The following is a 22,286-nucleotide window of genomic DNA, read 5'->3' on the forward strand; positions in this document are numbered from 1 at the left end:
CGGCAAACGCCAGCGGATTCGAGGAGGGGCATGAGCACGGCCAGGGAAACGATCGGGATCGGCATGGTGGGCCACGCGTTCATGGGTGCGGTGCATTCGCACGCCTGGCGCAACGTCCACCGGTTCTTCGAGACGCCGCTGATCCCGAGACTCGCCGTGCTCGGCGGTCGCGACGAAGGCCGGGCGAAGGCCGCCGCGGAGCGGTTCGGCTGGGCGGACGTCGAGACGGACTGGCGGGCGCTGATCACCCGCGACGACGTCGACCTGGTCGACATCTGCACCCCGGGCGACAGCCACGCCGAGATCGCGATCGCCGCGCTCGAAGCGGGAAAACACGTGCTCTGCGAAAAGCCGTTGGCCAACACCCTGGCCGAGGCCGAGGCGATGGCCGCGGCGGCGGCGAAGGCCAGCGAACACGGCGTCCGCTCGATGGTCGCCTTCAACTACCGCCGGGTGCCTGCGCTCGCGCACGCCCGTCACCTGGTCGAGAGCGGGGCGCTCGGCGAGATCCGGCACGTGCGGTCGGTGTACCTGCAGGACTGGCTGTCCGACCCACAGTCGCCGATGACTTGGCGGCTGCGCAAGGAAAAGGCCGGTTCGGGGGCGCTGGGCGACCTCGGCGCGCACATCGTCGACGCCGCCCAGTTCGTCACCGGCGAGCGGATCACCGGGGTTTCCGCGCTGACGAACACTTTTGTGCCGGAGCGGCCGGACGGCGACGGCGGCCGGGGGCAGGTCACGGTCGACGACACCGCGCTGTTCCTCGGCCGGCTTTCCGGCGGGGCGGTGGCGAACTTCGAGGTGACCCGGTACGCGCTGGGCCGCAAGAACGCGATGCGGCTGGAAGTCAACGGGTCGAAGGCGAGCCTCGCGTTCGACTTCGAATCGATGAACGAGCTGTCCTGGTACGACGGCACCGGGCGTTCGACCGAGGCCGGGTTCCGCCGGATCCTGGTCACCGAGCCGGAGCACCCGTACGTCGGGGTGTGGTGGCCGCCGGGGCACCTGCTCGGGTACGAGCACACGTTCACCAACGAGGTCGCCGACCTGCTCACCGCGATCGGCGAAGGCACCGACCCGGCGCCGTCGTTCGAGGACGGGCTGGGGGTCCAGCGGGTGCTCGACGCGGTCGAGCGGAGCGCGGCCGAAGAGGCGCGCTGGACCGCCGTTAACAGCTCGTGAGTGTTTATGACGGTTAGAACCGTCATAAACACTCACGAGACCGACGTGGCGCAGGGAAAGGTGGAGGTTATGCCTGCTCAGGAGCGCACCGGCCTTTGGCTGGTAGGAGCGAGGGGCTCGGTCGCCACGACCGCGACGGCCGGGCTGCTGGCCCTGCGCGCGGGAGTGGCCGGGCCGACCGGCTGTGTCACCGAGCTGCCCGCGTTCGCCGGTGTGCCGTTGCCCGGCTGGGACGACCTGGTCCTCGGCGGTCACGACATCGTCGCCACCCCGCTGGAGAAGCGTGCCGAGCAGCTGGCCGGCGCCGGGGTGCTCGGCCACGCGGTGTTCGCGGCGGTCCGGGCCGGGCTGGCCGAGGTGGACGCCGAGATCCGCGACGGTTATCACCCGGCGACGCACACGGGCGCGCAGGCCGACGCGGCGGAACGGCTTTCCGCGGACATCCGGGACTTCGCCGTCCGGCACGACCTCGCCCGGGTCGTGGTGATCGACATTTCCTCCACCGAGGCCCCGTGCCCCCACCTGCCCGAGCACGACGACCTCGACGCGCTTGAGCAGGCACTGGCGGACCCGGCTCGCGCCGTCCTTCCGCCCAGCTCACTTTCGGCGTACGCGGCGCTGAAAGCGGGCAGCCCGTACGTCGGGTTCACGCCGTCCGCCGGGATCACCCTGCCTGCGTTGCAACAACTCGCCGAGCGAGAGGGACTTCCGTACGCGGGTTGTGACGGCAAGACCGGCGAAACCTTGCTCCGCACCGTGCTCGCGCCGATGTTCTCGGCCCGGGCGCTGAAGGTCCGCTCGTGGTCGGGCACCAACCTGCTGGGCGGCGGCGACGGCGAGACGCTGGCCGACCCGGTGACCGTCGGCAGCAAGCTCGAATCCAAGGCCCGCGGGCTGGCGGCGCTGCTCGGCGACGAGGTCACCGCGCCGCTGCACATCGACAACGTGCCCGACCTCGGCGAGGTCAAAACGGCTTGGGACCACGTGTCCTTCGAGGGTTTCCTCGGCGCGCGGATGAGCCTGCAGTTCACCTGGACCGGTTACGACTCGGCCCTCGCGGCCCCGTTGATCCTCGACCTCGCCCGGCTGGTGGGCGCGGCGCACGCGGCCGGACAGACCGGGGTGCTGACCGAACTCGGGTTCTTCTTCAAGGACCCGCTGGGCAGCGACGAGCACCGGTTCGCCGAGCAGACCCGTCGGCTGACGGACTGGGCGGCGACCCTGTGAAGATTCTTGAGGTCCCCGCGCCGGTCGCAGCGGTGAAAAGCCCTGCGCTCAAGGATTACGTGCAGCTGGTCCGCGCGCCGGCCGCGCTGACCGTGCTCGGTGACACCGTCGCCGGCTCCGCTGCCGCCGGATTACGCCTGAGTGGACGGCGGTTGCTGCTGCCGTTTTCGTCGGTCGCCTTCTACTGGGCCGGGATGGCGCTCAACGACTGGGCGGACCGGAAACTCGACGCCGTGGAACGGCCCGAGCGGCCGATCCCGTCCGGCCGGGTGAGCGCCGGCGCGGCCCTCGGCACCGGGGCCGCGCTGACCGCGGCCGGGCTGGGGCTGGCCGCGCTCGGCGGTGGGCGGATGGCCGTGGCGGTCCCGCTCGCGGCGTCGGTGTGGGCGTACGACACCGTGTTCAAGCCGACCCCGGCCGGCCCGCTCGCGATGGCGGTCTGCCGCACGCTCGACGTTCTGCTCGGCGCGGGCGGGGAAACCCGGCGGGCGGTGACGGCCGCGGCGGCGGTCGGCGTGCACACGCTCGGCGTCACCGCGTTGTCCACCGGCGAGGTGCACGGCGCGAACCCGAACACCGCCCGTGCCGCGCTCGCCACCACCGGTGTGGCGACAACGTTGGCAGTCTCGGGCCCGGCGTGCACCCGGTGGAACCGGCTGCTGTCGGTGGCCGCGGGCTCGGGTTACGCGGGCTTCGTCGGCCGGGCGCAGGCGGACGCCATCCGCGACCCCTCGGCCAAGATGGTCCGCCACGCCACCAAAACCGGCATCCACGGCATGGTCCCGTTGCAGGCCTCGCTCGCGGCCAAGCGGTCGGTGTTCGGCGCGGCGCTGGTCGCGGCCGCGCTGCCGATCGCGCGCCGGCTGTCGCGGAAGGTGAGCCCGACATGACCTTCCACCTTGGTTACGGCACCAACGGGTTTTCGAACCACCGGCTCGACGACGCGCTCGCGGTGATCGCCGACCTCGGTTACACCGGCGTGGCGCTGACCCTGGACCACGATCACCTCGACCCGTTCGCCGACGATCTGGCCCAGCGCGTCGACCACGTCGCCGCCCGGCTTTCCGCGCTCGGCCTGAACCGCGTGGTGATCGAAACCGGCGCGCGCTACCTGCTCGACCCGTGGCACAAGCACTCGCCGACGCTGCTTTCGCACGAGCCCGAGCCGCGGATCGACTTCCTGGCCCGTGCCCTGCGGATCGCGGCGGACCTCGGCGCGGACTGCGTCTCGTTCTGGTCCGGGGTGTCCACAGTGGACGTCGATGTGGCCTGGGTGCGGCTGCGGGCCGGGCTGGCCGCGGTGCTGGAACACGCGGAACGGCTGAACGTCCGGCTGGCCATGGAGCCCGAGCCCGGGCACCTGGTGCAGCACCTGAGCCAGGTGCTGGACCTGCGCCAGGAACTCGGCGAGCCGGAGCTGTTCGGCGTCACGCTCGACGTCGGGCATTGCGTTGCCGTGGAACCTGCTGACGCGGCCGAGTGCATCCGCCTCGCCGGGCCGTTGCTGTGGAACGTGCAGCTCGACGACATGGTCCCGAACGTCCACGAGCACCTGGAGTTCGGCGAGGGACAGCTGGACCTGCCCGCGACGCTCGCCGCACTGGACGAGATCGGCTACACCGGGCTGGCCGCGGTCGAGCTGCCCCGCCACAGCCATGCCGCGCCGGACGTCGCGCGGCGGGCGATCGAGGCGCTGCGGGCGGCGCGGCCGGAGGAAACCCCGCCGGACACGTGGCTGGGCCGGGCCGAACGCCGGATCCGGGAGGAGCCGTCGGTGATCGGCTCGCTGTTCCCGGCCGTCGGCCGCGAGGTCGGCCGCGCGCCGCTGGAGCCTGATACCGATCCGCAGGGGCTGGTCGGCGGCACCGTCGACGATCAGGCCCGGGCCCGGCTGATCACCGTGCTCGCGCGGCAGCTTTCGGCCGACGAACTGGCGGCTGAGCTGGGGGAGCTGTACCGGTACGGCGACGACGCCGAGCGGCGTGGCGTCCTGCGCGGGCTGAACCAGCTCGTCGAGGACGGGGTGATCGAGGGCAAGATCAGCGCGGCCGGAGCCCGGATCGTCGCGGAAGCCCTGCGCGCCAACGACACCCGGCTGGTCGCCGCCGCCATGGGCGCCTTCGCGGCGCGTCACCTGGAGCCGCACGCGTGGCGGCACGGGGTGCTGAAGTGCGTCTTCGTGGGCGTCCCGCTCGCCGCCGTCGCGAGTCTCGAAGCCCGCGCGGACGACGAGCTGCGAAGGATGCTCGCCGACTTCGCCGACGAACGCCAGGCGGCCGGCCGTGACGTGCCCGCCGACGCCGTGAAGCTGCTTGAGGAAGGTCGTTAGCCGTGCGCATCTTCGATCCCCACATCCACATGACCTCCCGGACCACCAACGACTACGAGGCGATGTACGCGGCCGGCGTCCGGGCGCTCGTCGAACCGGCGTTCTGGCTCGGCCAGCCGCGCACCAGCGTCGGCTCCTTCACCGACTACTTCGACGCGCTGATCGGCTGGGAGCGGTTCCGCGCCGCCCAGTTCGGCATCCGGCACCACTGCACGATCGCGCTGAACCCCAAGGAGGCCAACGATCCCCGCTGCGTCGAGGTGCTCGACGTGCTGCCGCGCTACCTGGCCAAGGACGGGGTGGTCGCGGTCGGCGAGGTCGGCTACGACTCGATGACCAAGGAAGAGGACGAAGTCTTCGCGCGGCAGCTGGGGCTCGCCGTCGAGCACGAACTCCCGGTCCTGGTGCACACCCCGCACCGCGACAAGCTGGAAGGGACCAAGCGCACGCTCGACGTGGTCGCCGAATCCGGGCTCGCGCCGGAGCGGGTGGTGGTCGATCACCTCAACGAGGTCACGGTCGAGCTGGTCAAGGACTCCGGCGCCTGGATGGGGTTCTCCATCTACCCTGACACCAAAATGGACGAGCACCGGATGGTCGAGATCCTGCGCCGGTACGGGCTGGAGAAGATGATCGTCAACTCGGCCGCCGACTGGGGCCGTTCGGATCCGCTGAAGACCGCGAAAACCGGGCAGGCCATGCTGCTGGCCGGTTTCACCGAGGCGCAGGTGGACCAGGTGCTGTGGGAGAACCCGGTCGCCTTCTACGGCCAAAGCGGGCGGCTCACACTGGACCCGCTGCCCGGGTTCACCGGCGAGGCGAGCGAGTTCGCGGGCAACTCGGTGCTGCGAGGTGCGCGCAAATGATCTCCTACTGCACCAACGTGCACCCCGCCGAGGACGTTGACGGCATCGTCGCGCAACTGGAGCGGTACGCGCTGCCGGTCCGTGAACGGCTGGGCGCCGACCGGCTCGGCGTCGGGCTCTGGCTGTCCGCTCCGGTCGCGCGTGGGCTCGCCGACGATGCCGCCGCGCGTAAGCGCTTCCGCGCCGAGCTGGACGCCCGCGGGCTGGCCGTGTACACGCTCAATGCCTTCCCGTACGGCGGTTTCCACGACGAGGTGGTCAAGCAGGCCGTCTACCGTCCATCGTGGACCAGCAAGGACCGGGCGGCTTACACGATCGATTGCGTGACCGTGCTCGCGGACCTGCTCGCCCCCGACGCCTCGTACGGCAGCATCTCCACGCTCCCGCTCGCCTGGCGTGAGCCCTGGACCGAGCACGATGATCACCGGGCGGCCGAGGCGTTCGAGCAGGTCGTGCAGGCGATCCGGGTCACCGGCGACCGGCCGATCCGGCTGGCCGTCGAGCCCGAGCCGGGCTGTGTGCTGGACACGGTGGCCGACGCGCTGGGCTGGCTTTCGGGCCGCGCCGACCCGGAGTACGTCGGGCTGTGCCTGGACACCTGCCACCTCGCGGTGTCGTTCGCCGACCCGGCGGAAACCCTGGCGGCGATCGCGAAATCCGGGCTGGACGTCGTCAAGGTGCAGGCCTCCGCGGCCCTGCACGTGGAGAGGCCCGCCGAGGCACGCGAGGCGCTGGCCGCGTTCGCCGAACCCCGGTATCTGCACCAGGTCCGGGAACTCGGCGCCGACGGGGCGGTGCACAAGGCCGACGACCTGCCCGAGGCGTTGACCGAACTGCCGGGCGAGGGGCCGTGGCGGGTGCACTTCCACATGCCGTTGCACCAGGAACCGGCGGCGCCACTCGGCACGACGACGGACGTCTTGCGCGCGGTGGCCGCTGGTCTGCCCGGGGAGCCGCACGTCGAGGTGGAGACCTACACCTGGAGCGTGCTGCCGGACGCCGGGGACCTGGTCGGCGGGATCGCCGCCGAACTCGAATGGGCCGGACGGAACCTGGTCGGGGAAGGGGTTTCCGCATGAAGCCGCTGGTCGTGATCGACGTCGTCGGGCTGACCCCGAAGGCGCTGCGGGACATGCCGAAGCTGTCCGCGGTGGCAAGCGAGGGCTGGCAGGCGGAGCTGGGCACGGTGCTGCCGGCGGTCACCTGCAGCGCGCAGTCGACGTTCCTCACCGGGCTGATGCCGGCCCGGCACGGGATCGTCGGCAACGGCTGGTACTTCCGCGAGCTGGGGGAGATCTTCCTGTGGCGCCAGCACAACCGGCTCGTCGGCGGCGAGAAGCTCTGGGAGACCGCGCGGGCGGCGCACCCCGGGTACAGTTCGGCGAACGTCTGCTGGTGGTATGCGATGGGCATGTCCACCGACATCACGGTGACCCCGCGGCCGATCTACCACGCCGACGGCCGCAAGTCGCCGGACGCGTACGTGCGCCCGCCCGAGCTGCACGATCAGCTGACCGGCGCGTTGGGGGAGTTCCCGCTGTTCCAGTACTGGGGACCGACGGCGTCGCTCAAGTCGAGCCGGTGGGTGATCGGCGCGACGCGGCAGATCCTGCGCGAGCGCCGTCCGGATCTGCTGCTGGCGTACGTTCCGCACCTGGACTACGACCTTCAGCGTTTCGGTCCCGACGGACCTGAAGCGGCGAAGGCCGCGCGGGAACTGGACAACGCCCTCGCCCCGCTGCTCGACGACGCGCGCAACGCCGGGGCGACCGTGGTCGCCTTGAGCGAGTACGGGATCACCAACGTGCACCGGCCGGTCGACATCAACCGCGCGCTGCGCCGGGAGGGTCTGCTGGAGGTCTACACCCAGGCGGGCATGGAATACCTCGACCCGTGGGCCTCGCGGGCGTTCGCCGTCGCCGATCACCAGGTCGCGCACGTGTACGTCCGCGATGAGTCCGATGTGGACCGAGTGCGGTCGATCGTCGGCGAGCTGGCCGGGGTCGACGAAGTCCTCGACCGCGAGGCGCAGGCGAAGTACGGGATCGACCACGAACGCGCGGGCGAGCTGGTCGCGGTGGCCGAGCCGGACTCGTGGTTCACCTACTACTACTGGCTCGACGACGCCCGTAAACCCGATTTCGCCCGCGGCGTCGAGATCCACCGCAAGCCCGGGTACGACCCGGCCGAGCTGTTCTTCGACCCTGAAGACAAGTTCGCGAAGGCCCGGGCCGGGCTGAACCTGGCGAAGAAGTTCGCCGGGCTGCGGTACACGATGGACGTCGTCCCGACCGATCCGCGCTGGGTGCGCGGCTCGCACGGGCGGCTGCCGGATTCCGCCGAAGACGGTCCACTGCTGCTGTGTTCGGATCCCGCTTTCGAACCATCCGGCCGCATTGGTGCGACCGGCGTGCAGCCATTGTTGTTATCCCTACAAGGTCTCACTGTGCCAGCTGTTTACTGATCCGACTGCATTCACCGTGGAAAGGGGGTCCGTATTGTGGAGCGAATGCCACATTTGCTGCGCTCAGTGCGCCGAATGTGGCATTGGGTGCAGGCCTCCTTGCCACTGTGACCCCGGGATTCTCGGGAGTCACACCCACCACAGGCCTCTGGCCCACAAGAAGCATCAACCCGCCCACGGCCCCAGCCGGCCGGCGGCGGACCGTATCCGCCTGCTTTCCATCTGATTGGCAAAGGGAGAAGAAGCTCCACCGCAATCCGGTTCATTGATCGCTGCCGCTCATTGGAAGGATCGCTACAGCCATGTCTCTGAAACGACGACTCGGCGTGCTCGTCGCGTCCATGATCACGGCCCTGACCGGCATCGCGATGCCGGTGGAGGCCGAGCCGGACCACGAAGAAGCGACGGTGCTCGTCTTCTCCAAGACCGCCGGTTTCCGCCACGATTCGATTCCGGACGGCATCAAGGCGATCCAGGAACTCGGCGCGCAGAACCATTTCGGCGTGGAGGCCACCGAGGACGCGGCGGCGTTCACCGACGCGAATCTCAAGCGGTTCAGCGCGGTCGTCTGGCTTTCCACCACCGGTGACGTGCTGGACGCGGACCAGCAGGCCGCGTTCGAGCGGTACGTGAAGGCCGGCGGCGGGTACGTCGGTGTGCACGCCGCCTCCGACACCGAATACGACTGGCCCTGGTACGGCGAGCTGGTCGGGGCGTACTTCAAGTCCCACCCGAACATCCAGCAGGCGGACGTCAAGGTCGAGGACCGCGACCACGTGTCCACAAAGGATCTTCCGGAGACCTGGCCGCGCACCGACGAGTGGTACAACTACCGCGACAACCCGCGCAGCAGCGTCCACGTGCTGGCCAGCCTGGACGAGAAGAGCTACCAGCCCGGCGCGGACGCGATGGGCGATCACCCGATCGCCTGGTGCCACGAGAACTCCGGCGGCCGGTCCTGGTACACCGGCGGCGGCCACACCAAGGAGTCCTACGCCGACCCGGCGTTCCGCGCCCACCTCGCGGGCGGCATCCTCTACGCCACCAAGCTGAGCGCGGCCGGCTGCGGCAAGCCGACCGAAGCGGACCCGGTGGACGCGGACTTCGACCAGATCACCCTGGCCAAGGGTGAGGAGAACCTCGGCGAGCCGATCGCGCTCTCGGTGCTGCCCAACCGCGACGTGCTGCACACCTCGCGCGACGGCCGCGTCTGGTACACCAGCGCGAGCGCGACCACCAAGCTGGCCGCGCAGATCCCCGTTTACAACCACGACGAAGACGGGCTCCAGGGCGTCGCGATCGACCCGGACTTCGCGAACAACCGCTGGGTCTACCTCTACTACGCGCCCAAGCTGAACACCCCGGCCGGTGACGCGCCGGAGACCGGCACCCCGGCCGACTTCGAGCCGTTCAAGGGCTACAACCAGCTCTCCCGGTTCAAGCTGGCCGAGGACAACACCCTGGACCTGGCCAGCGAGCAGAAGGTCCTGCAGGTGAACACCGAGCGCGGCATCTGCTGCCACGCCGGCGGCGAGATCGACTTCGACGCGCAGGGTTATCTCTATCTGTCCACAGGGGACGACTCCAACCCGTTCGCCTCCGACGGCTTCACCCCGATCGACGAGCGGGCCGGCCGCAACCCGGTGTTCGACGCGCAGCGCAGCGCGGGCAACACCAACGACCTGCGCGGCAAGGTGCTGCGGATCAAGGTCGGCGAGGACGGCGCGTACACCGTGCCGTCGGGCAACCTCTTCCCGGAGGGCACCGACAAGACCCGGCCCGAGATCTACGCCATGGGCTTCCGCAACCCGTTCCGGTTCGCGGTCGACCGCAAGACCGGCTGGCTGCACCTCGGCGACTACGGCCCCGACGCCGGCGCGGCCAACCCGGCGCGCGGCCCGGGCGGCACCGTCGAATTCAACCTGGTCAAGAAGCCGGGCAACTACGGCTGGCCGTACTGCATCGGCGACAACCAGCCGTTTGCCGACTACGACTTCGCCACCGGCCAGTCCGGCGCGGCCTTCGACTGCGCCGCGCCGAAGAACACCAGCCCGCACAACACCGGGCTGACCGATCTGCCGCCGGTGGAGAAGGCCTGGATCCCGTACGACGGCGGCTCGGTGCCGGAGTTCGGCACCGGCTCGGAATCGCCGATGGGCGGCCCGGTCTACCACTACGACGCGGCGAACCCGTCCACCACGAAGTTCCCCGAGTACTTCGACGCCAAGACCTTCGCCTACGAGTGGGAACGCGGCTGGATCAAGGAGATCACTGTCGGCGCCAATGGTGAACGCGGTGCCATCAAGCCGTTCTTCGACTCGATGACGCTGACCCGCCCGATGAACATCGAGTTCGGCCCGGACGGCGCGCTCTACGTCCTGGACTACGGCACCGGTTACTTCGGCGGCTCCGCGGAGTCCGCGGTCTACCGCATCGACTACACCAAGGGCCGGCGCACGCCGGAGGTCAAGGTGGCCGCGGACCACACGTCCGGCCAGGCGCCGCTGACCGTCCAGTTCGACCCTGCCGGCACCCAGGACCCCGACCAGGACGCGCTCACCTACGCCTGGGACTTCGACGGTGACGGGACCACCGACTCCACCGAGCCGAACCCGGTTTCCCATACCTACACCGCAAACGGCCAGTACACGGCGAAGCTCTCGGTCACCGACGCCACCGGGCTGACCGGCGCGGCGAGCGTGGTGGTCACCGTCGGCAACACCGCGCCGGTGGTCACGCTCAAGACCCCGGTCAACGGGAGCGTGTTCAGCTTCGGCGACACGGTGCCGTTCAAGGTCGAAGTCACCGACGCGGAGGACAACCCGATCGACTGCGCCAAGGTGACGGTGGAGTACATCCTCGGGCACGAGGGCCACGGCCATCCGCTGAGCCGGGCCACCGGCTGCGAGGGCACCATCGCCACGCCAGCCGACGAGGGCCACGGCCTCGACGCCAACGTGTTCGGCGTGATCAACGCGACCTACACCGACGAGGGCGCCAACGGCGTTCCGGCGCTGTCTGGCGAGTCGGAATCCGTGTTGCAGCCCAAGCTGAAGCAGGCGGAGTTCTACAACCGGTCCAGCGGGATCGAGGTCGTCGCGCACGAGGCCGCGAGCGGTGGCAAGCGGGTCGGCCACATCGAGAACGGCGACTGGATCGAGTTCGACCCGGTGAACCTGGCCGGCGTCAGCGGCATCGGCTACCGGGTCTCGTCCGGCGGCGCCGGCGGCACGATTGAGGTCCGCTCCGGCGCGGTCGACGGCCCGCTGGTGCAGACCGTCACCGTCGCGAACACCGGCGGCTGGGACACCTACGCCGACCTCCCGCCCGCGGCGATCACCGACCCCGGTGGCACCGGCCCGCTGTTCCTCGTGTTCCGCGGCACCGGTTCCGGCGGACTGTACGACCTGGATGCGATCACTTTCGAGGAGACCTCATGAGCCGTCCGATCACCCTGTTCACCGGCCAGTGGGCGGACCTGCCGTTCACCGAGGTGTGCAAACTCGCCGGCGAATGGGGCTATGACGGCCTCGAGATCGCCTGCTCCGGCGACCACTTCGAGGTCGATCGCGCACTGTCCGAAGAGGACTATGTGCCGGGGCGGCTGCGGCTGCTGGCCGAGCACGGCCTCAAGGTGTGGGCCATCTCCAATCACCTGGTCGGGCAAGCGATCTGCGACGATCCGATCGACGAGCGCCACCAGGCCATCATCCCGTCGAGGGTGTGGGGCGACGGTGAGCCTGAAGGCGTCCGTCAGCGGGCGGCGAAGGAGATGGCCGACACCGCCCGCGCGGCCGCGAAACTCGGCGTGGACACGGTGATCGGCTTCACCGGCTCGAAGACCTGGAAGTACGTCGCGATGTTCCCGCCGGTCTCCCAGGCCGTGATCGACGAGGGCTACCAGGACTTCGCGGACCGGTGGAACCCGATCCTCGACGTCTTCGACGAGGTCGGCGTCCGGTTCGCGCACGAGGTGCACCCGTCGGAGATCGCCTACGACTACTGGACCACCAAGCGCGCGCTCGAAGCCGTCGGCAACCGGCCGGCGTTCGGGCTCAACTGGGATCCCTCGCACTTCATCTGGCAGGACCTCGACCCGGTCGGCTTCATCCTCGACTTCGCCGACCGGATCTACCACGTGGACTGCAAGGACACCCGCAAGCGGTTCGACGGCCGCAACGGCCGGCTCGGCTCGCACCTGCCGTGGGGCGATCCCCGGCGCGGCTGGGACTTCGTCTCGACCGGCCACGGCGACGTGCCGTGGGAGGACTGCTTCCGCGCGCTGAACTCGATCGGCTACGCCGGTCCGATCTCGGTGGAGTGGGAAGACGCCGGCATGGACCGGCTGCGGGGCGCGGCGGAAGCCGTGACCTATCTGCGGAATCTCCTGTTCGACAAGCCGTCGGCGGCCTTCGACGCGGCTTTCAGCAACCAGAAGTGAGGGCGGTCCCCATGTGCGGTGAAGAAGCCGAAAAGTTCCACTCCCGGCGCTCGGTCCTGCGGGGCGCGGCCACGGCGGCGGTCGCGGTCGGTGCCGCGGTCGCGTTGCCGGGTGTCGCGGCCGCGGCCGGTGCCCAGCACGTCCCGGAATCCGAAAGCTCCGGCCACGGCCGGAACCGCGTCCCGGTCGACAAGATCAGCATCCAGCTCTACTCCCTGCGTACGGCGCTGGAGGCCGATCTCCCCGGCACGCTGTCCGCGCTGGCGGACATCGGCTACCGGAAGGTCGAGCTGGCCGGGACCTACGGCCGCACGGCCAAGGAGTTCCGCGGCCTGCTGGACCAGAACCACATCCGGGCCTCGTCCACCCACGTCGGCATCGACGGCGACCTCGACCAGACCATCGCGGACGCCAGGGTGCTCGGGAACACCCGGGCCAACGTCCCGTTCGCGGCCTTCGACACGATTCAGGGCTGGAAGGACTTCGGCGGGCGGATGGACGCGGCCGCGCGCGCGTTCCTCAAGGCGGGGATCCCGCTCGGCTATCACAACCACGCCCACGAGTTCGCCCCGATCGACGGCGTGCTGCCGTACGACGTGCTGCGGGCGAACACCAGCAAGCGCCTGGTGCACCTGGAGATCGACCTGTTCTGGGCGGTGGACGGCGGGGCTGACCCGATCGAGGTGTACCGCAAGAACTTCCCGCGGACCACGCAGTACCACGTGAAGGACCGGACCGCGGACGGCCAGATGGTCGACCCGGGCCAGGGTGCCATCGACTTCCCGCGCATCTTCCGGGCCACCCGGCCGAACCTGGCCGAGTACATCGTCGAGCACGACCAGCCGGCCGACCCGCTGAAGACCGCGCAGAACGGCTTCGAGTACCTCCGCCACGTCCGCTTCTGACCGGAGAATCCACAATGGACAAGAAAGCCAAGGGCGGGCTGTCCCGCAGAGCGGTGCTGGCGGGGGCCGCGGCCGGCGTGGTGGCGCCGGTCGCCGTCGCCAGCGCCGCCGGGTCCTCGCTGGCCGCCGCGGCCGGGCTGACCCGCCAGCTCACGCTGTACGCCGACTACCTGCCCGGCACCACCCGGGTCGGCTACGGGCTCGAGCCCGGCAAGCCGACGATTCCCGGGCCGCTGCTGGAAATGTACGAGGGCGACACCTTCGAGATCGAGCTGGTGAACAACACCGACCAGCGGCTGTCGATCCACCCGCACGGCGTGCTCTACGACACGAAGTCCGACGGCTCGCCGTTCAACGACTCCTTCAACAACCCGGGGGAGACCAAGACCTACACCTGGAAGACCCGCGCCGCGTACCAGGCGGCGAACGGGCTGTGGATGCCCGGCAGCGCGGGCTACTGGCACTACCACGACCACGCGTTCGGCGGCGACCACGGCACGGTCGGGCTGATGAAGGGCCTCTACGGCGGCCTGATCGTGCGCAAGCGCGGGGACCTGCTGCCGAGCAAGACGTTCACCGTGGTGTTCACCGAGATGTGGATCAACCACCAGACCGCCCCGGACACCCCGGTCTTCGAGGCGAACCTGGGCCAGCGCGTGGAGTTCCTCTGCATCGGGCACGGCAACCTGATGCACACCTTCCACCTGCACGCGCACCGCTGGGCCGACACGCGCACCGGCATGCTCACCAGCGCCACCGACAACGCGCCGGTGATCGACAACAAGACCCTGGACCCGGGCAATTCGTTCGGCTTCCAGGTGATCGCGGGCGACGTCGTCGGCCCGGGCGCGTGGATGTACCACTGCCACGTCCAGCAGCATTCGGACGACGGCATGTCCGGCGTGTTCCTGGTGCGCAACGCCGACGGGGGTATGCCCGCCGGCGCACAGGACGCGATCGACCGGTTCAAGGGGCACCACCACGGGACCGCGGCGGCCGAACCGCCGACCGGTCCGCCGCCCACTGTGGCCACCGACGCGTCGGCCAAGACTTCGATGCCGGGCATGGCCGACATGCCGGGCATGGACATGTCCGGCATGGACATGACCGGGCACCAGCACTAGTTCCCCGACCATCACGAAAGGAGCGAGAGAATGAGACGAAACGTCTCGCAACGCTGGTTCCGCAGACGGCCGTTGGCCGTTTTGGCGGTCGGGGCAGTCGTCGCGGCGGGGCTGCCGTTGACGATCACGCCCGTGGCCCAGGCCGCGACGAACGTCCCGATCGACGTACTGGTCTTCCACGGCGCCGCCGCGGACCAGAAGGACCCGGTGCTGCGCGCCACGGACGCGATCACCAGTCTCGGCCAGGCGAACGGGATCACCGTGTCGTCCACTTCGGACCCGGCGGTGTTCAGCCCGGCGGGCCTGGCGAAGTACCGCGGCGTGGTTTTCCTGTCCGCGCAAGGGGTCACGCTCAACCACGACCAGGAAACGTCGCTGCAGGACTACATGAAGGCCGGCGGCGGGTTCCTCGGCCTGTCCGACGCGGCCCGCGCGCAGGACGGCTCGCAGTGGTTCTCCGGGCTGATCGGCGCGCGCCCGGCCGGTTCGCGGCCCACGGTGACGGTCACCGCGAGCGGGGAGAACCCGCCGGGCGAGGGCAAGGAGAACCTGACCGACAGCAACCCCGACACCAAGTGGCTGGCGTTCACCCCGACCGGCTGGGTCGCCTACCAGCTCACCGCCCCGGCCGCGGTGAGCAGCTACGACCTGGTGTCGGCCAACGACTACGCGGGCCGCGACCCGAAGAACTGGACCTTGCAGGGCTCCAATGACGGGAAGACCTGGACCGATCTGGACACCCGGACGAACGAGACGTTCGCCGAGCGGCTCCAGAGCCGCACGTTCACCTTCACCAACACCACGGCGTACTCGAACTACCGGCTGAACATCACCGCGAACGGCGGCGAGCCGCTCGTCCAGCTGGCCGACTTCAAGCTGGCCACCGACCCGTCGACCCCGCCGCCCCCGGACCCCGCTCCGGCGAAGGCGACCGTCGACGTGCTCGACAAGCTGAACCCGGCGACCGCTGACCTGCCGCAGAAGTGGGAGCGCACCGACCGGTGGCCCAACTGGGAGGTCAACCCGGTGGGCACCGTGCACACGGTGGCGCAGGTCGAGGAGGCCGGCTACACCCCGGGCGCGGGCGCGAACGGCCCGTTCCACCCGATCTCCTGGTGCCGTGACTACGACGGCGGCCGCTCCTTCTACACCGGCATGGGCCGGACCGAGGCCAGTTACGGCGAGGCCGAGTTCCGGGCTCACCTGCTCGGCGCGCTGAAGTGGACCACGGGCATGGTCCGCGGCGACTGCAAGGCCGGCATCGCGGCGAACTACAAGGTCGAGCGCCTGACCGCGAAGAACCAGCCCGGCCAGCTCGACCAGATCGGCGAGCCGCACGGGCTCACCATCGCGCCCGACGGCAAGGTCTTCTACATCGGCCGCGCCGCCTGCCCGACCGGCCCGGTGGTCAGCTGGGACGACCCGAACGTCGGCCTCGGCTGCGGCACGATCCACCAGTGGGACCCGGTCACCAAGAAGCCGAAGCTGCTCACCACGCTGGCGGTGATGGGCAACCGCGGCGGTGGCGACGAGCTGGTCAAGAACGAGGAAGGCCTGCTCGGCCTCAGCCTGGACCCGAAGTTCAGCGAGAACGGCTGGATGTACGCGTACTGGATGCCGCACGACTCGATCGACCGGGTCAAGCAGGTCGGCAAGCGCACCGTCTCGCGGTTCACGTACGACCTGAAGAACCAGACACTGGACCAGGCCACCCGCAAGGACCTGCTGTCGTGGGAGGTCCAGATCCACAGCTGCTGCCACGCCGGCGGCGGCATGGACTTCGACAAGGACGGCAACCTGTACATCGGCTCCGGCGACAACAACTCGTCGCAGGGCTCCAACGGCTACTCGGGCAACAACTGGACCCAGGAGTACCAGGGCCTGTCGTTCCAGGACGCGCGCCGCACCGCGGGCAACACCAACAACCTGGGCGGCAAGATCCTGCGGATCCACCCGGAGGCCGACGGCACGTACACGATCCCGGCGGGCAACCTGTTCCCGGTGGGCCAGTACCCGGCCGACAAGACGCGCCCGGAGATCTACGTGATGGGCGTGCGCAACATTTCCCGGCTGCACATCGACAAGAAGACGAACCAGCTGTACGCGGCGTGGGTCGGCCCGGACGCGTCGTCCCCGAGCCCGGAGCTCGGCCCGGCCAAGTACGAGACCGCCACGATCATCACCGAGGCGGGCAACCAGGGCTGGCCGTACTGCATGGGCAACAAGCAGCCCTACCGCGACCGCAGCAGCACCAACGCCGCGGAGCTGACCGGCTGGTACGACTGCGACAACCCGGTCAACACCTCGCCGCGCAACACCGGGCTGGTGAACCTGCCGCCGGTGAAGAAGAACATGATCTGGTACTCGCCGGACGGCGGCGGGCCGGTGTTCCCCAACCGGCCGAACAGCGCCATCCCGACGTACAACGCGGCGGACGCGACCTACACCCAGCCGTACCTCAAGGGCGGCGGCCAGGCCGTGATGGACGGGCCGACGTATCACCGCGACCTGGTCAACACCACCAGCGGCTCGGCGTGGCCGGCGTACTGGAACGACAAGTGGTTCATCGGCGACGAGAGCAACGGGGCGAACCGGATCGCGGTCACCGTCGACCCGAACGGGATCCCCAAGCAGGATCCGCCGCTGTTCGCCGAGACGCTGCGGCAGATCCTCCCGTCCGGTGGCGGCGACCAGAAGCTGCAGAGCTGGATGGACGCCAAGTTCGGCCCGGACGGCGCGCTGTACATGCTGGACTACGGCAGCGGCTTCTTCACCCTGGACAACAACCAGAAGCTGCTGAAGATCAGCTACATCGGCGGTGACGCCACGCCAGCCGTGGCCGCCTCGTCGACGATGGTGCAGAACAAACCGCTCACCACCGCGTTCACCGGCTCGAAGTCCGGCGGCGTCTCGTACAAGTGGGAGTTCGGCGACGGCGCGGTGTCCACTCAGGCCAACCCGCGGCACACCTATCCGGCCACCGGCCTGTTCACCGCCAAGCTGACCACGACGTACGCCAACGGTGAAACGGCGACCACGAAAACCCCGGTGAACGTCGGCTGTTTCATCGCTGATCCGAGCCCGACGGTGACGATCGGCGACACGGACACGGCGGTCCCCAACCGCAACGCGGGCGGTGGCTGCACGGCCGACGACCTGATCGACGACGAAAGCACGTGGACCAGTCACGCCGGATTCGTGAACCACGTGCAGCAGGCCGTCGACGCGCTGGCGGACCGGGGGGTGGTGAACGATGCCGAGGCGGACAAGCTGAAGGCGGTGGCCGCCGCCTCGCCGATCGGCAACAAGGGCGTCACCGGGTACGACGCGATTTACGACGGCACGGCCGAATCGTTCCGGAACTGGTCACAGGCCCCTTCGGGTGAGTTCACTATTCAGCCGGACGGCTCGCTCAAGCCCTCCGGCGGGCTGGGCATGCTGTGGTACTCGGCCAAGCAGTACGGGAACTTCTCGGTGAAGCTCCAGTTCAAGGACGTCGCGCCCACGGGCAGCGCGAACAGCGGCGTCTTCGTCCGGTTCCCGGATCCGCGGACGCCACTGGAGCAACGCCCGCCCGGCAGCTGCGGCACGGTCGGCTCGGCCCGGACCTCGCAGGCCTGGGTGGCGATCTACTGTGGACACGAGATCCAGATCTACGACGGGGCCACCGGCGAGCCGCAGAAGACCGGGTCGGTGTACAACTTCGACCCGCAGACGCTCGACCACGCCGGCGTGACCCCGAAGGGCACCTGGAGCGAGTACGAGGTCAAGGTGGTCGGGCAGCACTACACGATCATCCGCAACGGCGCGGTGATCAACGAGTTCGACAACACCCCCGGCCAGGTCTCCTCCCGGCAGGGCGATCCGCCGACGGACCTTCGCCAGTTCGTCAACGGGTTCATCGGCCTGCAGAACCACAGTGACAACGACCTGATGGAGTTCCGCAACATCCGGGTACGGCAGCTGTAAACGCTCGTGAGTGTTGCGGACGGTTAGAACCGTCCGCAACACTCACGAGCCCTGACCTTCGCCGAGAGGCGGTAAGGAAGGTTCTCCCGCGATGTCCCCAAGAAAACTCGTGGTGACCGTGCTGGTCGCGGCGCTCGCCCTGCTCGGGCTGGCCTGGCCGTCCTCGGCGGTGCCCGTGCGCGCCGCCCCGGTCCAGACCCTGACCTGGACGGCGGGCAACAGCACCGACCACTACCTCAGCGCGCCGGCCACCGCCGTGGCCGGGGAGACGCTGGTCCTGTTCAAGAACACCGAAGCCCTCGGCTCGACGATGACGCACACCCTGACGTTCGACACCACGACCCCGGGCTACAACCACGACGTCGACCTGAACATCACCGCCAACCCGTACGACGACCAGAACGGCGAGCACCAGGCGACCATCACGCTCACGCCCGGCAAGTACCGGTTCCACTGTGTGGTGCAGGGCCACGAGAAGATGGTCGGCGAGCTGGTCGTCACCGGTGAGCCGCCGGTCGACACCACGCCGCCGACGGTGGTCGCGAACGTCACCGGGAACAAGGACACGGCGGGCAACTACGTCGGCTCCGCCACGGTGAACCTGACCGCGACGGACACCCAGTCCGAAGTGGACAAGATCGAGTACCAGCTGGACGGCGGCGCGTGGACGACGTACACCGCGCCCGTGGTGGTCAATGCGGTCGGCCCGCACATGGTCCACTACAAGGCGACGGACACGGCCGGGAACGCGTCGGCGGAAGCGATGGCGTCGTTCGCCGTCGTCGAGCCCAAACCGGGTGACACCACGCCGCCGACGGTGACGGCTTCGGTCGCAGGCACCAAGGACACGGCCGGCAATTACCTCGACACCGCCACGGTGACGCTGACCGCGGCCGACAACGACGGCGGTTCCGGCATCGACAAGGTCGAGTACAAACTCGACGAAGGCGCCTGGACTGCTTACGCGGCACCGGTTCCGGTGACCGCGCCGGGCATGCACATGTTCCACTTCCGCGCTTCGGACAAGGCAGGAAATTCCTCGACGGAGGGCATGGAGCACTTCACGGTGGTCAGCAGTGACACCACTGCGCCAACGGTGACCGCGTCTGTCGCGGGCACCAAGGACCCGGACGGCAACTACGTCGGCAAGGCGACCGTGACCCTGGCGGCCACCGACGCCGGGTCCGGGGTGGCCAAGGTCGAGTACAAACTGGACGGTGGGGATTGGCTGGCGTACACCGAACCCGTCGCGATCACCGCGGTCGGCGCGCACACCGTGGCCTACCGGGCGACGGACAAGGCGGGCAACGTCTCGGCCGACGGCACCTCGGCGTTCACGATCGTCGCGGGCGGCGACACCGTTTCGCCGGCAACGTCCATTGTGGTCAGCGGCAATCTTGACGCCGACTGGCGGTACATCGAAAACGCGACCGTGACGTTGACCGCGGAGGACAACGCCGGCGGGTCCGGTGTGGACAAGATCGAGTACAAACTCGACGACGGCGTCTGGACGACCTACACCGAGCCGGTGAAGGTGACCGGAATCGGCTCGCATTCGGTGTGGTACCGGGCATCCGACAAGGCGGGCAACGTCTCGGCGGAGAAGGGCGGGGCGTTCCTCATCGCCGCCGCCCCGCCGGGCCCGGACCTGTGCCCGAACTCGGACGTCCGCGACACCGTGATCCTCGGCGCGGCCGACAGCCAGGTCGAAAACCGTGACGTCGGCACCGGCTGCACGATCAACGACACCATCGACGACGAGTCGGAATACGCGTCGAACAGCCAGTTCGTCGCTTATGTCCGGGCCGTGGCCCAGGAACTGGTCGACAACGGCGTGCTCTCGCCCCAGGAGCGGGACGCGATCATCACCGCCGCGTTCGACTCCGGAATCGGCGGGGCCGCGGAGTTCGTCAAGCCACAGCCGAAGAACCCGGGTCTGACGAAGCTGGAGAAGAACTCGGCCCGTTACCTCTGAGCTTGTCCCTGAAGACCGAGCCCCGTCGGTGGATTCGCGTCCACCGGCGGGGCTTCGTCGTTCGTCAAGCCTGCTGTTTCATCGGGATTTCATGGGCCTGAAGTAGAAAGCAGCCGAGAACAGGAGGCCGACAAGATGGCGCTGACCCCGGAGCGGGCCGAATTGCGGCACCGGCTGTCCGAGCTGGAAACCGGACTGGGCACCGCCCGGTTCACCGAGCGGCCGGCCGACAGCGGTGTGTCCGCCGTGGTGGACGGCAAAGGCCGGCTGATCGAGGTGCGCATCGAGGACGCGGCGCTGCGCGGGGCGCACCCCGAGCGGATCGGGCCGGGCATCGTCACGGCGCTGGCCGCCGCTCGTGCCAAGGCGAGCACCGAAGCAGCGGCGCGGATGGCCGAGCTGACCGAGACCGCGGGAGGCGAGCGGTGAAGGCCAATGACCAGCTGTACGCCTATGTCCAGGAGATCGAGGCGGACCTGCGCCGCACGAAGGCCACGGTCAGGGAAGCGATCCAGGCGCGGCTGACGGTGCCGATCGGCGGCGCGCTCGGCACCGTGACGGTGACCGGGGCCGGGGCGCTCGTGTCGGTGGACCTGAGCCCGAAGGCCCCGTGGATGGTCGGCGCCGGAAAGCTGGCCGCCGAGGTCACCCGGGCGATCCAGGAAGCCGAACAGCGAGCCAGAGCGAGCCGGCTGGCCGCGGCCGCCGGACACGGGAGTACTCGATGACCAGCGGATTTTCGGTCGATGTGCAGGCGCTGGGGAAGGTCGCGAAGGCCTACCAGGACACCTCGGACCAGTGGGGCCGGCTGCTCAAGGACCTGGAGGGCTGGAAGCTCGGCGACGGCGACCTGGGCGTCATCGGCAGGCAGGCCAACGTGATCAGCGACTACAACACCGCGGTGCAGACCATCATCGACAAGGTGCGGACCAGCGTGACGAATCTGGCCGCGGCCAGCAAGGGACTGGATGCCGCGGCCGAGCATTACCAGAGCATCGAAGACGCCTCGACCGACGGCCTGAACAAGATGGCCCATTGAACGCCCTGACCCGCCCCCCGTTCGACTGCGAGGAAATTCTCCGATGACATCTCCTGTCGGTGCACCGCCGGGCAAACCGGCTTATCCGGAGGACAACGACAAGACGATCCGCGACTGGGCCGGCCTGCCGCTGATCGGTGATCAGAATGCGATCGACACGCTGAACCTGATCAAGAACCAGTTGTTCGGCGACGCCGACAAGGTGTGGGCACTGGGAAAGACCTGGTCGGCCTACACGACGCTGGGCAGCGAGATCTACACCATCCAGGAGGCCACGAACAATCTGGCCAGTGACTGGACCGGAGACGCGAAGACCCAGTTCGACACGTTCAACGGCAATGTGCTGACCGTGCTGGGAAAAGACCAGGGCGTGATGACCCAGATGGGAGTCGCGCTCGCGACGTGCGCCGGGCAGGTCTACACGACCTACGCGAACGCGATCAACGACATGAAGGACTGCGCGAACGCATTGGTGAAGGCCGCCGCCGGAGCAGGTCTCAGCTGGATTCCCGTCGTGGGTGAAGTGCTGGACGTCGCGGTGGTCGACGAGCTGTGGAACGCGCTCAACAGCTTCGTCACCGGGGTCGAGACGCTGATCAGCCAATCGATCGCCCAGTACGGGCAGTACAAGCAGAGCGCCATGAGCTTCATCGGCCAGGCCGATCTGTTCTCGGCCATCGCCGCGCCCGGTTCGAAGATGGGCTCCTCGGAGTTCTGGACTCCGACGAGCCCGATACCCGGCAAGGGCTGACGGGAGGACGTGGG

17 protein-coding genes are annotated in these 22,286 nt (G+C 69.2%); all 17 read left to right on the forward strand.

Features of this window, described 5'->3' with window-relative positions; all coding sequences use genetic code 11:
- Positions 1 to 30: 30 nt before the first annotated feature.
- Entirely contained in the window at positions 31 to 1,182 is a 1,152-nt protein-coding gene (locus tag OG371_RS22840; protein ID WP_329072376.1) for a Gfo/Idh/MocA family protein, read from the forward strand.
- A 69-nt stretch (positions 1,183 to 1,251) separates the two neighbouring features.
- A complete protein-coding gene (locus tag OG371_RS22845) occupies positions 1,252 to 2,409 on the forward strand; it encodes an inositol-3-phosphate synthase (RefSeq protein ID WP_329072378.1) in 1,158 nt (385 codons plus the stop codon).
- 32 nt (positions 2,410 to 2,441) lie between these two features.
- Positions 2,442 to 3,299 carry an SCO3242 family prenyltransferase gene (locus OG371_RS22850; protein ID WP_329072380.1) on the forward strand — a complete coding sequence of 286 codons (858 nt, stop codon included), beginning with the start codon at positions 2,442 to 2,444 and terminating at the stop codon, positions 3,297 to 3,299.
- Positions 3,296 to 4,738 (forward strand): EboA domain-containing protein, encoded by a 1,443-nt coding sequence (locus OG371_RS22855; protein WP_329072382.1) that lies wholly within the window; start codon positions 3,296 to 3,298, stop codon positions 4,736 to 4,738. The genes OG371_RS22850 and OG371_RS22855 overlap by 4 nt, the downstream gene beginning before the upstream one ends.
- Before the next feature lie 2 nt (positions 4,739 to 4,740).
- Positions 4,741 to 5,604, forward strand: coding sequence for a TatD family hydrolase (locus OG371_RS22860; RefSeq protein WP_329072384.1), 864 nt, complete (start codon positions 4,741 to 4,743; stop codon positions 5,602 to 5,604).
- Positions 5,601 to 6,683: a metabolite traffic protein EboE gene (gene eboE, locus OG371_RS22865; protein WP_329072386.1), complete on the forward strand. Its 1,083-nt coding sequence runs from the start codon at positions 5,601 to 5,603 to the stop codon at positions 6,681 to 6,683. The genes OG371_RS22860 and eboE overlap by 4 nt, the downstream gene beginning before the upstream one ends.
- Complete coding sequence (locus tag OG371_RS22870) at positions 6,680 to 8,068, forward strand: alkaline phosphatase family protein (RefSeq protein ID WP_329072388.1); 1,389 nt, start codon at positions 6,680 to 6,682, stop codon at positions 8,066 to 8,068. The genes eboE and OG371_RS22870 overlap by 4 nt, the downstream gene beginning before the upstream one ends.
- A gap of 341 nt (positions 8,069 to 8,409) precedes the next feature.
- Positions 8,410 to 11,508 (forward strand): ThuA domain-containing protein, encoded by a 3,099-nt coding sequence (locus OG371_RS22875; protein WP_329073251.1) that lies wholly within the window; start codon positions 8,410 to 8,412, stop codon positions 11,506 to 11,508.
- Positions 11,505 to 12,509 carry a sugar phosphate isomerase/epimerase family protein gene (locus OG371_RS22880; RefSeq protein WP_329072390.1) on the forward strand — a complete coding sequence of 335 codons (1,005 nt, stop codon included), beginning with the start codon at positions 11,505 to 11,507 and terminating at the stop codon, positions 12,507 to 12,509. Before OG371_RS22875 ends, OG371_RS22880 begins: the two co-directional genes overlap by 4 nt.
- Positions 12,510 to 12,520: 11 nt before the next feature.
- On the forward strand, positions 12,521 to 13,414 hold the full coding sequence (locus OG371_RS22885; protein ID WP_329072392.1) for a sugar phosphate isomerase/epimerase family protein: 894 nt from the start codon (positions 12,521 to 12,523) through the stop codon (positions 13,412 to 13,414).
- A 14-nt stretch (positions 13,415 to 13,428) separates the two neighbouring features.
- Positions 13,429 to 14,538 carry a multicopper oxidase domain-containing protein gene (locus tag OG371_RS22890; protein ID WP_329072394.1) on the forward strand — a complete coding sequence of 370 codons (1,110 nt, stop codon included), beginning with the start codon at positions 13,429 to 13,431 and terminating at the stop codon, positions 14,536 to 14,538.
- A gap of 30 nt (positions 14,539 to 14,568) precedes the next feature.
- Positions 14,569 to 18,507: a ThuA domain-containing protein gene (locus OG371_RS22895; protein WP_329072395.1), complete on the forward strand. Its 3,939-nt coding sequence runs from the start codon at positions 14,569 to 14,571 to the stop codon at positions 18,505 to 18,507.
- Between the two features lie 91 nt (positions 18,508 to 18,598).
- Positions 18,599 to 20,482 (forward strand): OmpL47-type beta-barrel domain-containing protein, encoded by a 1,884-nt coding sequence (locus OG371_RS22900; protein ID WP_329072397.1) that lies wholly within the window; start codon positions 18,599 to 18,601, stop codon positions 20,480 to 20,482.
- Between the two features lie 135 nt (positions 20,483 to 20,617).
- Positions 20,618 to 20,911 carry a YbaB/EbfC family nucleoid-associated protein gene (locus OG371_RS22905; protein WP_329072399.1) on the forward strand — a complete coding sequence of 98 codons (294 nt, stop codon included), beginning with the start codon at positions 20,618 to 20,620 and terminating at the stop codon, positions 20,909 to 20,911.
- Complete coding sequence (locus OG371_RS22910) at positions 20,908 to 21,210, forward strand: hypothetical protein (RefSeq protein ID WP_329072401.1); 303 nt, start codon at positions 20,908 to 20,910, stop codon at positions 21,208 to 21,210. Before OG371_RS22905 ends, OG371_RS22910 begins: the two co-directional genes overlap by 4 nt.
- Complete coding sequence (locus OG371_RS22915) at positions 21,207 to 21,521, forward strand: hypothetical protein (protein ID WP_329072402.1); 315 nt, start codon at positions 21,207 to 21,209, stop codon at positions 21,519 to 21,521. Before OG371_RS22910 ends, OG371_RS22915 begins: the two co-directional genes overlap by 4 nt.
- A gap of 43 nt (positions 21,522 to 21,564) precedes the next feature.
- On the forward strand, positions 21,565 to 22,272 hold the full coding sequence (locus OG371_RS22920; protein WP_329072404.1) for a hypothetical protein: 708 nt from the start codon (positions 21,565 to 21,567) through the stop codon (positions 22,270 to 22,272).
- The last annotated feature ends 14 nt before the right edge of the window (positions 22,273 to 22,286 follow it).

Origin of the sequence: Amycolatopsis sp. NBC_01480, from assembly GCF_036227205.1 — a bacterium.
Taxonomy (GTDB): Bacteria; Actinomycetota; Actinomycetes; order Mycobacteriales; family Pseudonocardiaceae; genus Amycolatopsis.

What these genes read in the sequence shown, in the direction of transcription:
- OG371_RS22840 (WP_329072376.1), top strand. Translation starts at nt 31, where the DNA reads ATGAGCACGGCCAGGGAAACGATCGGGATCGGCATGGTGGGCCACGCG.
- OG371_RS22845 (WP_329072378.1), top strand. Translation starts at nt 1,252, where the DNA reads ATGCCTGCTCAGGAGCGCACCGGCCTTTGGCTGGTAGGAGCGAGGGGC.
- OG371_RS22855 (WP_329072382.1), top strand. Translation starts at nt 3,296, where the DNA reads ATGACCTTCCACCTTGGTTACGGCACCAACGGGTTTTCGAACCACCGG.
- eboE (WP_329072386.1), top strand. Translation starts at nt 5,601, where the DNA reads ATGATCTCCTACTGCACCAACGTGCACCCCGCCGAGGACGTTGACGGC.
- OG371_RS22870 (WP_329072388.1), top strand. Translation starts at nt 6,680, where the DNA reads ATGAAGCCGCTGGTCGTGATCGACGTCGTCGGGCTGACCCCGAAGGCG.
- OG371_RS22875 (WP_329073251.1), top strand. Translation starts at nt 8,410, where the DNA reads ATGATCACGGCCCTGACCGGCATCGCGATGCCGGTGGAGGCCGAGCCG.
- OG371_RS22880 (WP_329072390.1), top strand. Translation starts at nt 11,505, where the DNA reads ATGAGCCGTCCGATCACCCTGTTCACCGGCCAGTGGGCGGACCTGCCG.
- OG371_RS22885 (WP_329072392.1), top strand. Translation starts at nt 12,521, where the DNA reads ATGTGCGGTGAAGAAGCCGAAAAGTTCCACTCCCGGCGCTCGGTCCTG.
- OG371_RS22890 (WP_329072394.1), top strand. Translation starts at nt 13,429, where the DNA reads ATGGACAAGAAAGCCAAGGGCGGGCTGTCCCGCAGAGCGGTGCTGGCG.
- OG371_RS22895 (WP_329072395.1), top strand. Translation starts at nt 14,569, where the DNA reads ATGAGACGAAACGTCTCGCAACGCTGGTTCCGCAGACGGCCGTTGGCC.
- OG371_RS22900 (WP_329072397.1), top strand. Translation starts at nt 18,599, where the DNA reads ATGTCCCCAAGAAAACTCGTGGTGACCGTGCTGGTCGCGGCGCTCGCC.
- OG371_RS22905 (WP_329072399.1), top strand. Translation starts at nt 20,618, where the DNA reads ATGGCGCTGACCCCGGAGCGGGCCGAATTGCGGCACCGGCTGTCCGAG.
- OG371_RS22915 (WP_329072402.1), top strand. Translation starts at nt 21,207, where the DNA reads ATGACCAGCGGATTTTCGGTCGATGTGCAGGCGCTGGGGAAGGTCGCG.
- OG371_RS22920 (WP_329072404.1), top strand. Translation starts at nt 21,565, where the DNA reads ATGACATCTCCTGTCGGTGCACCGCCGGGCAAACCGGCTTATCCGGAG.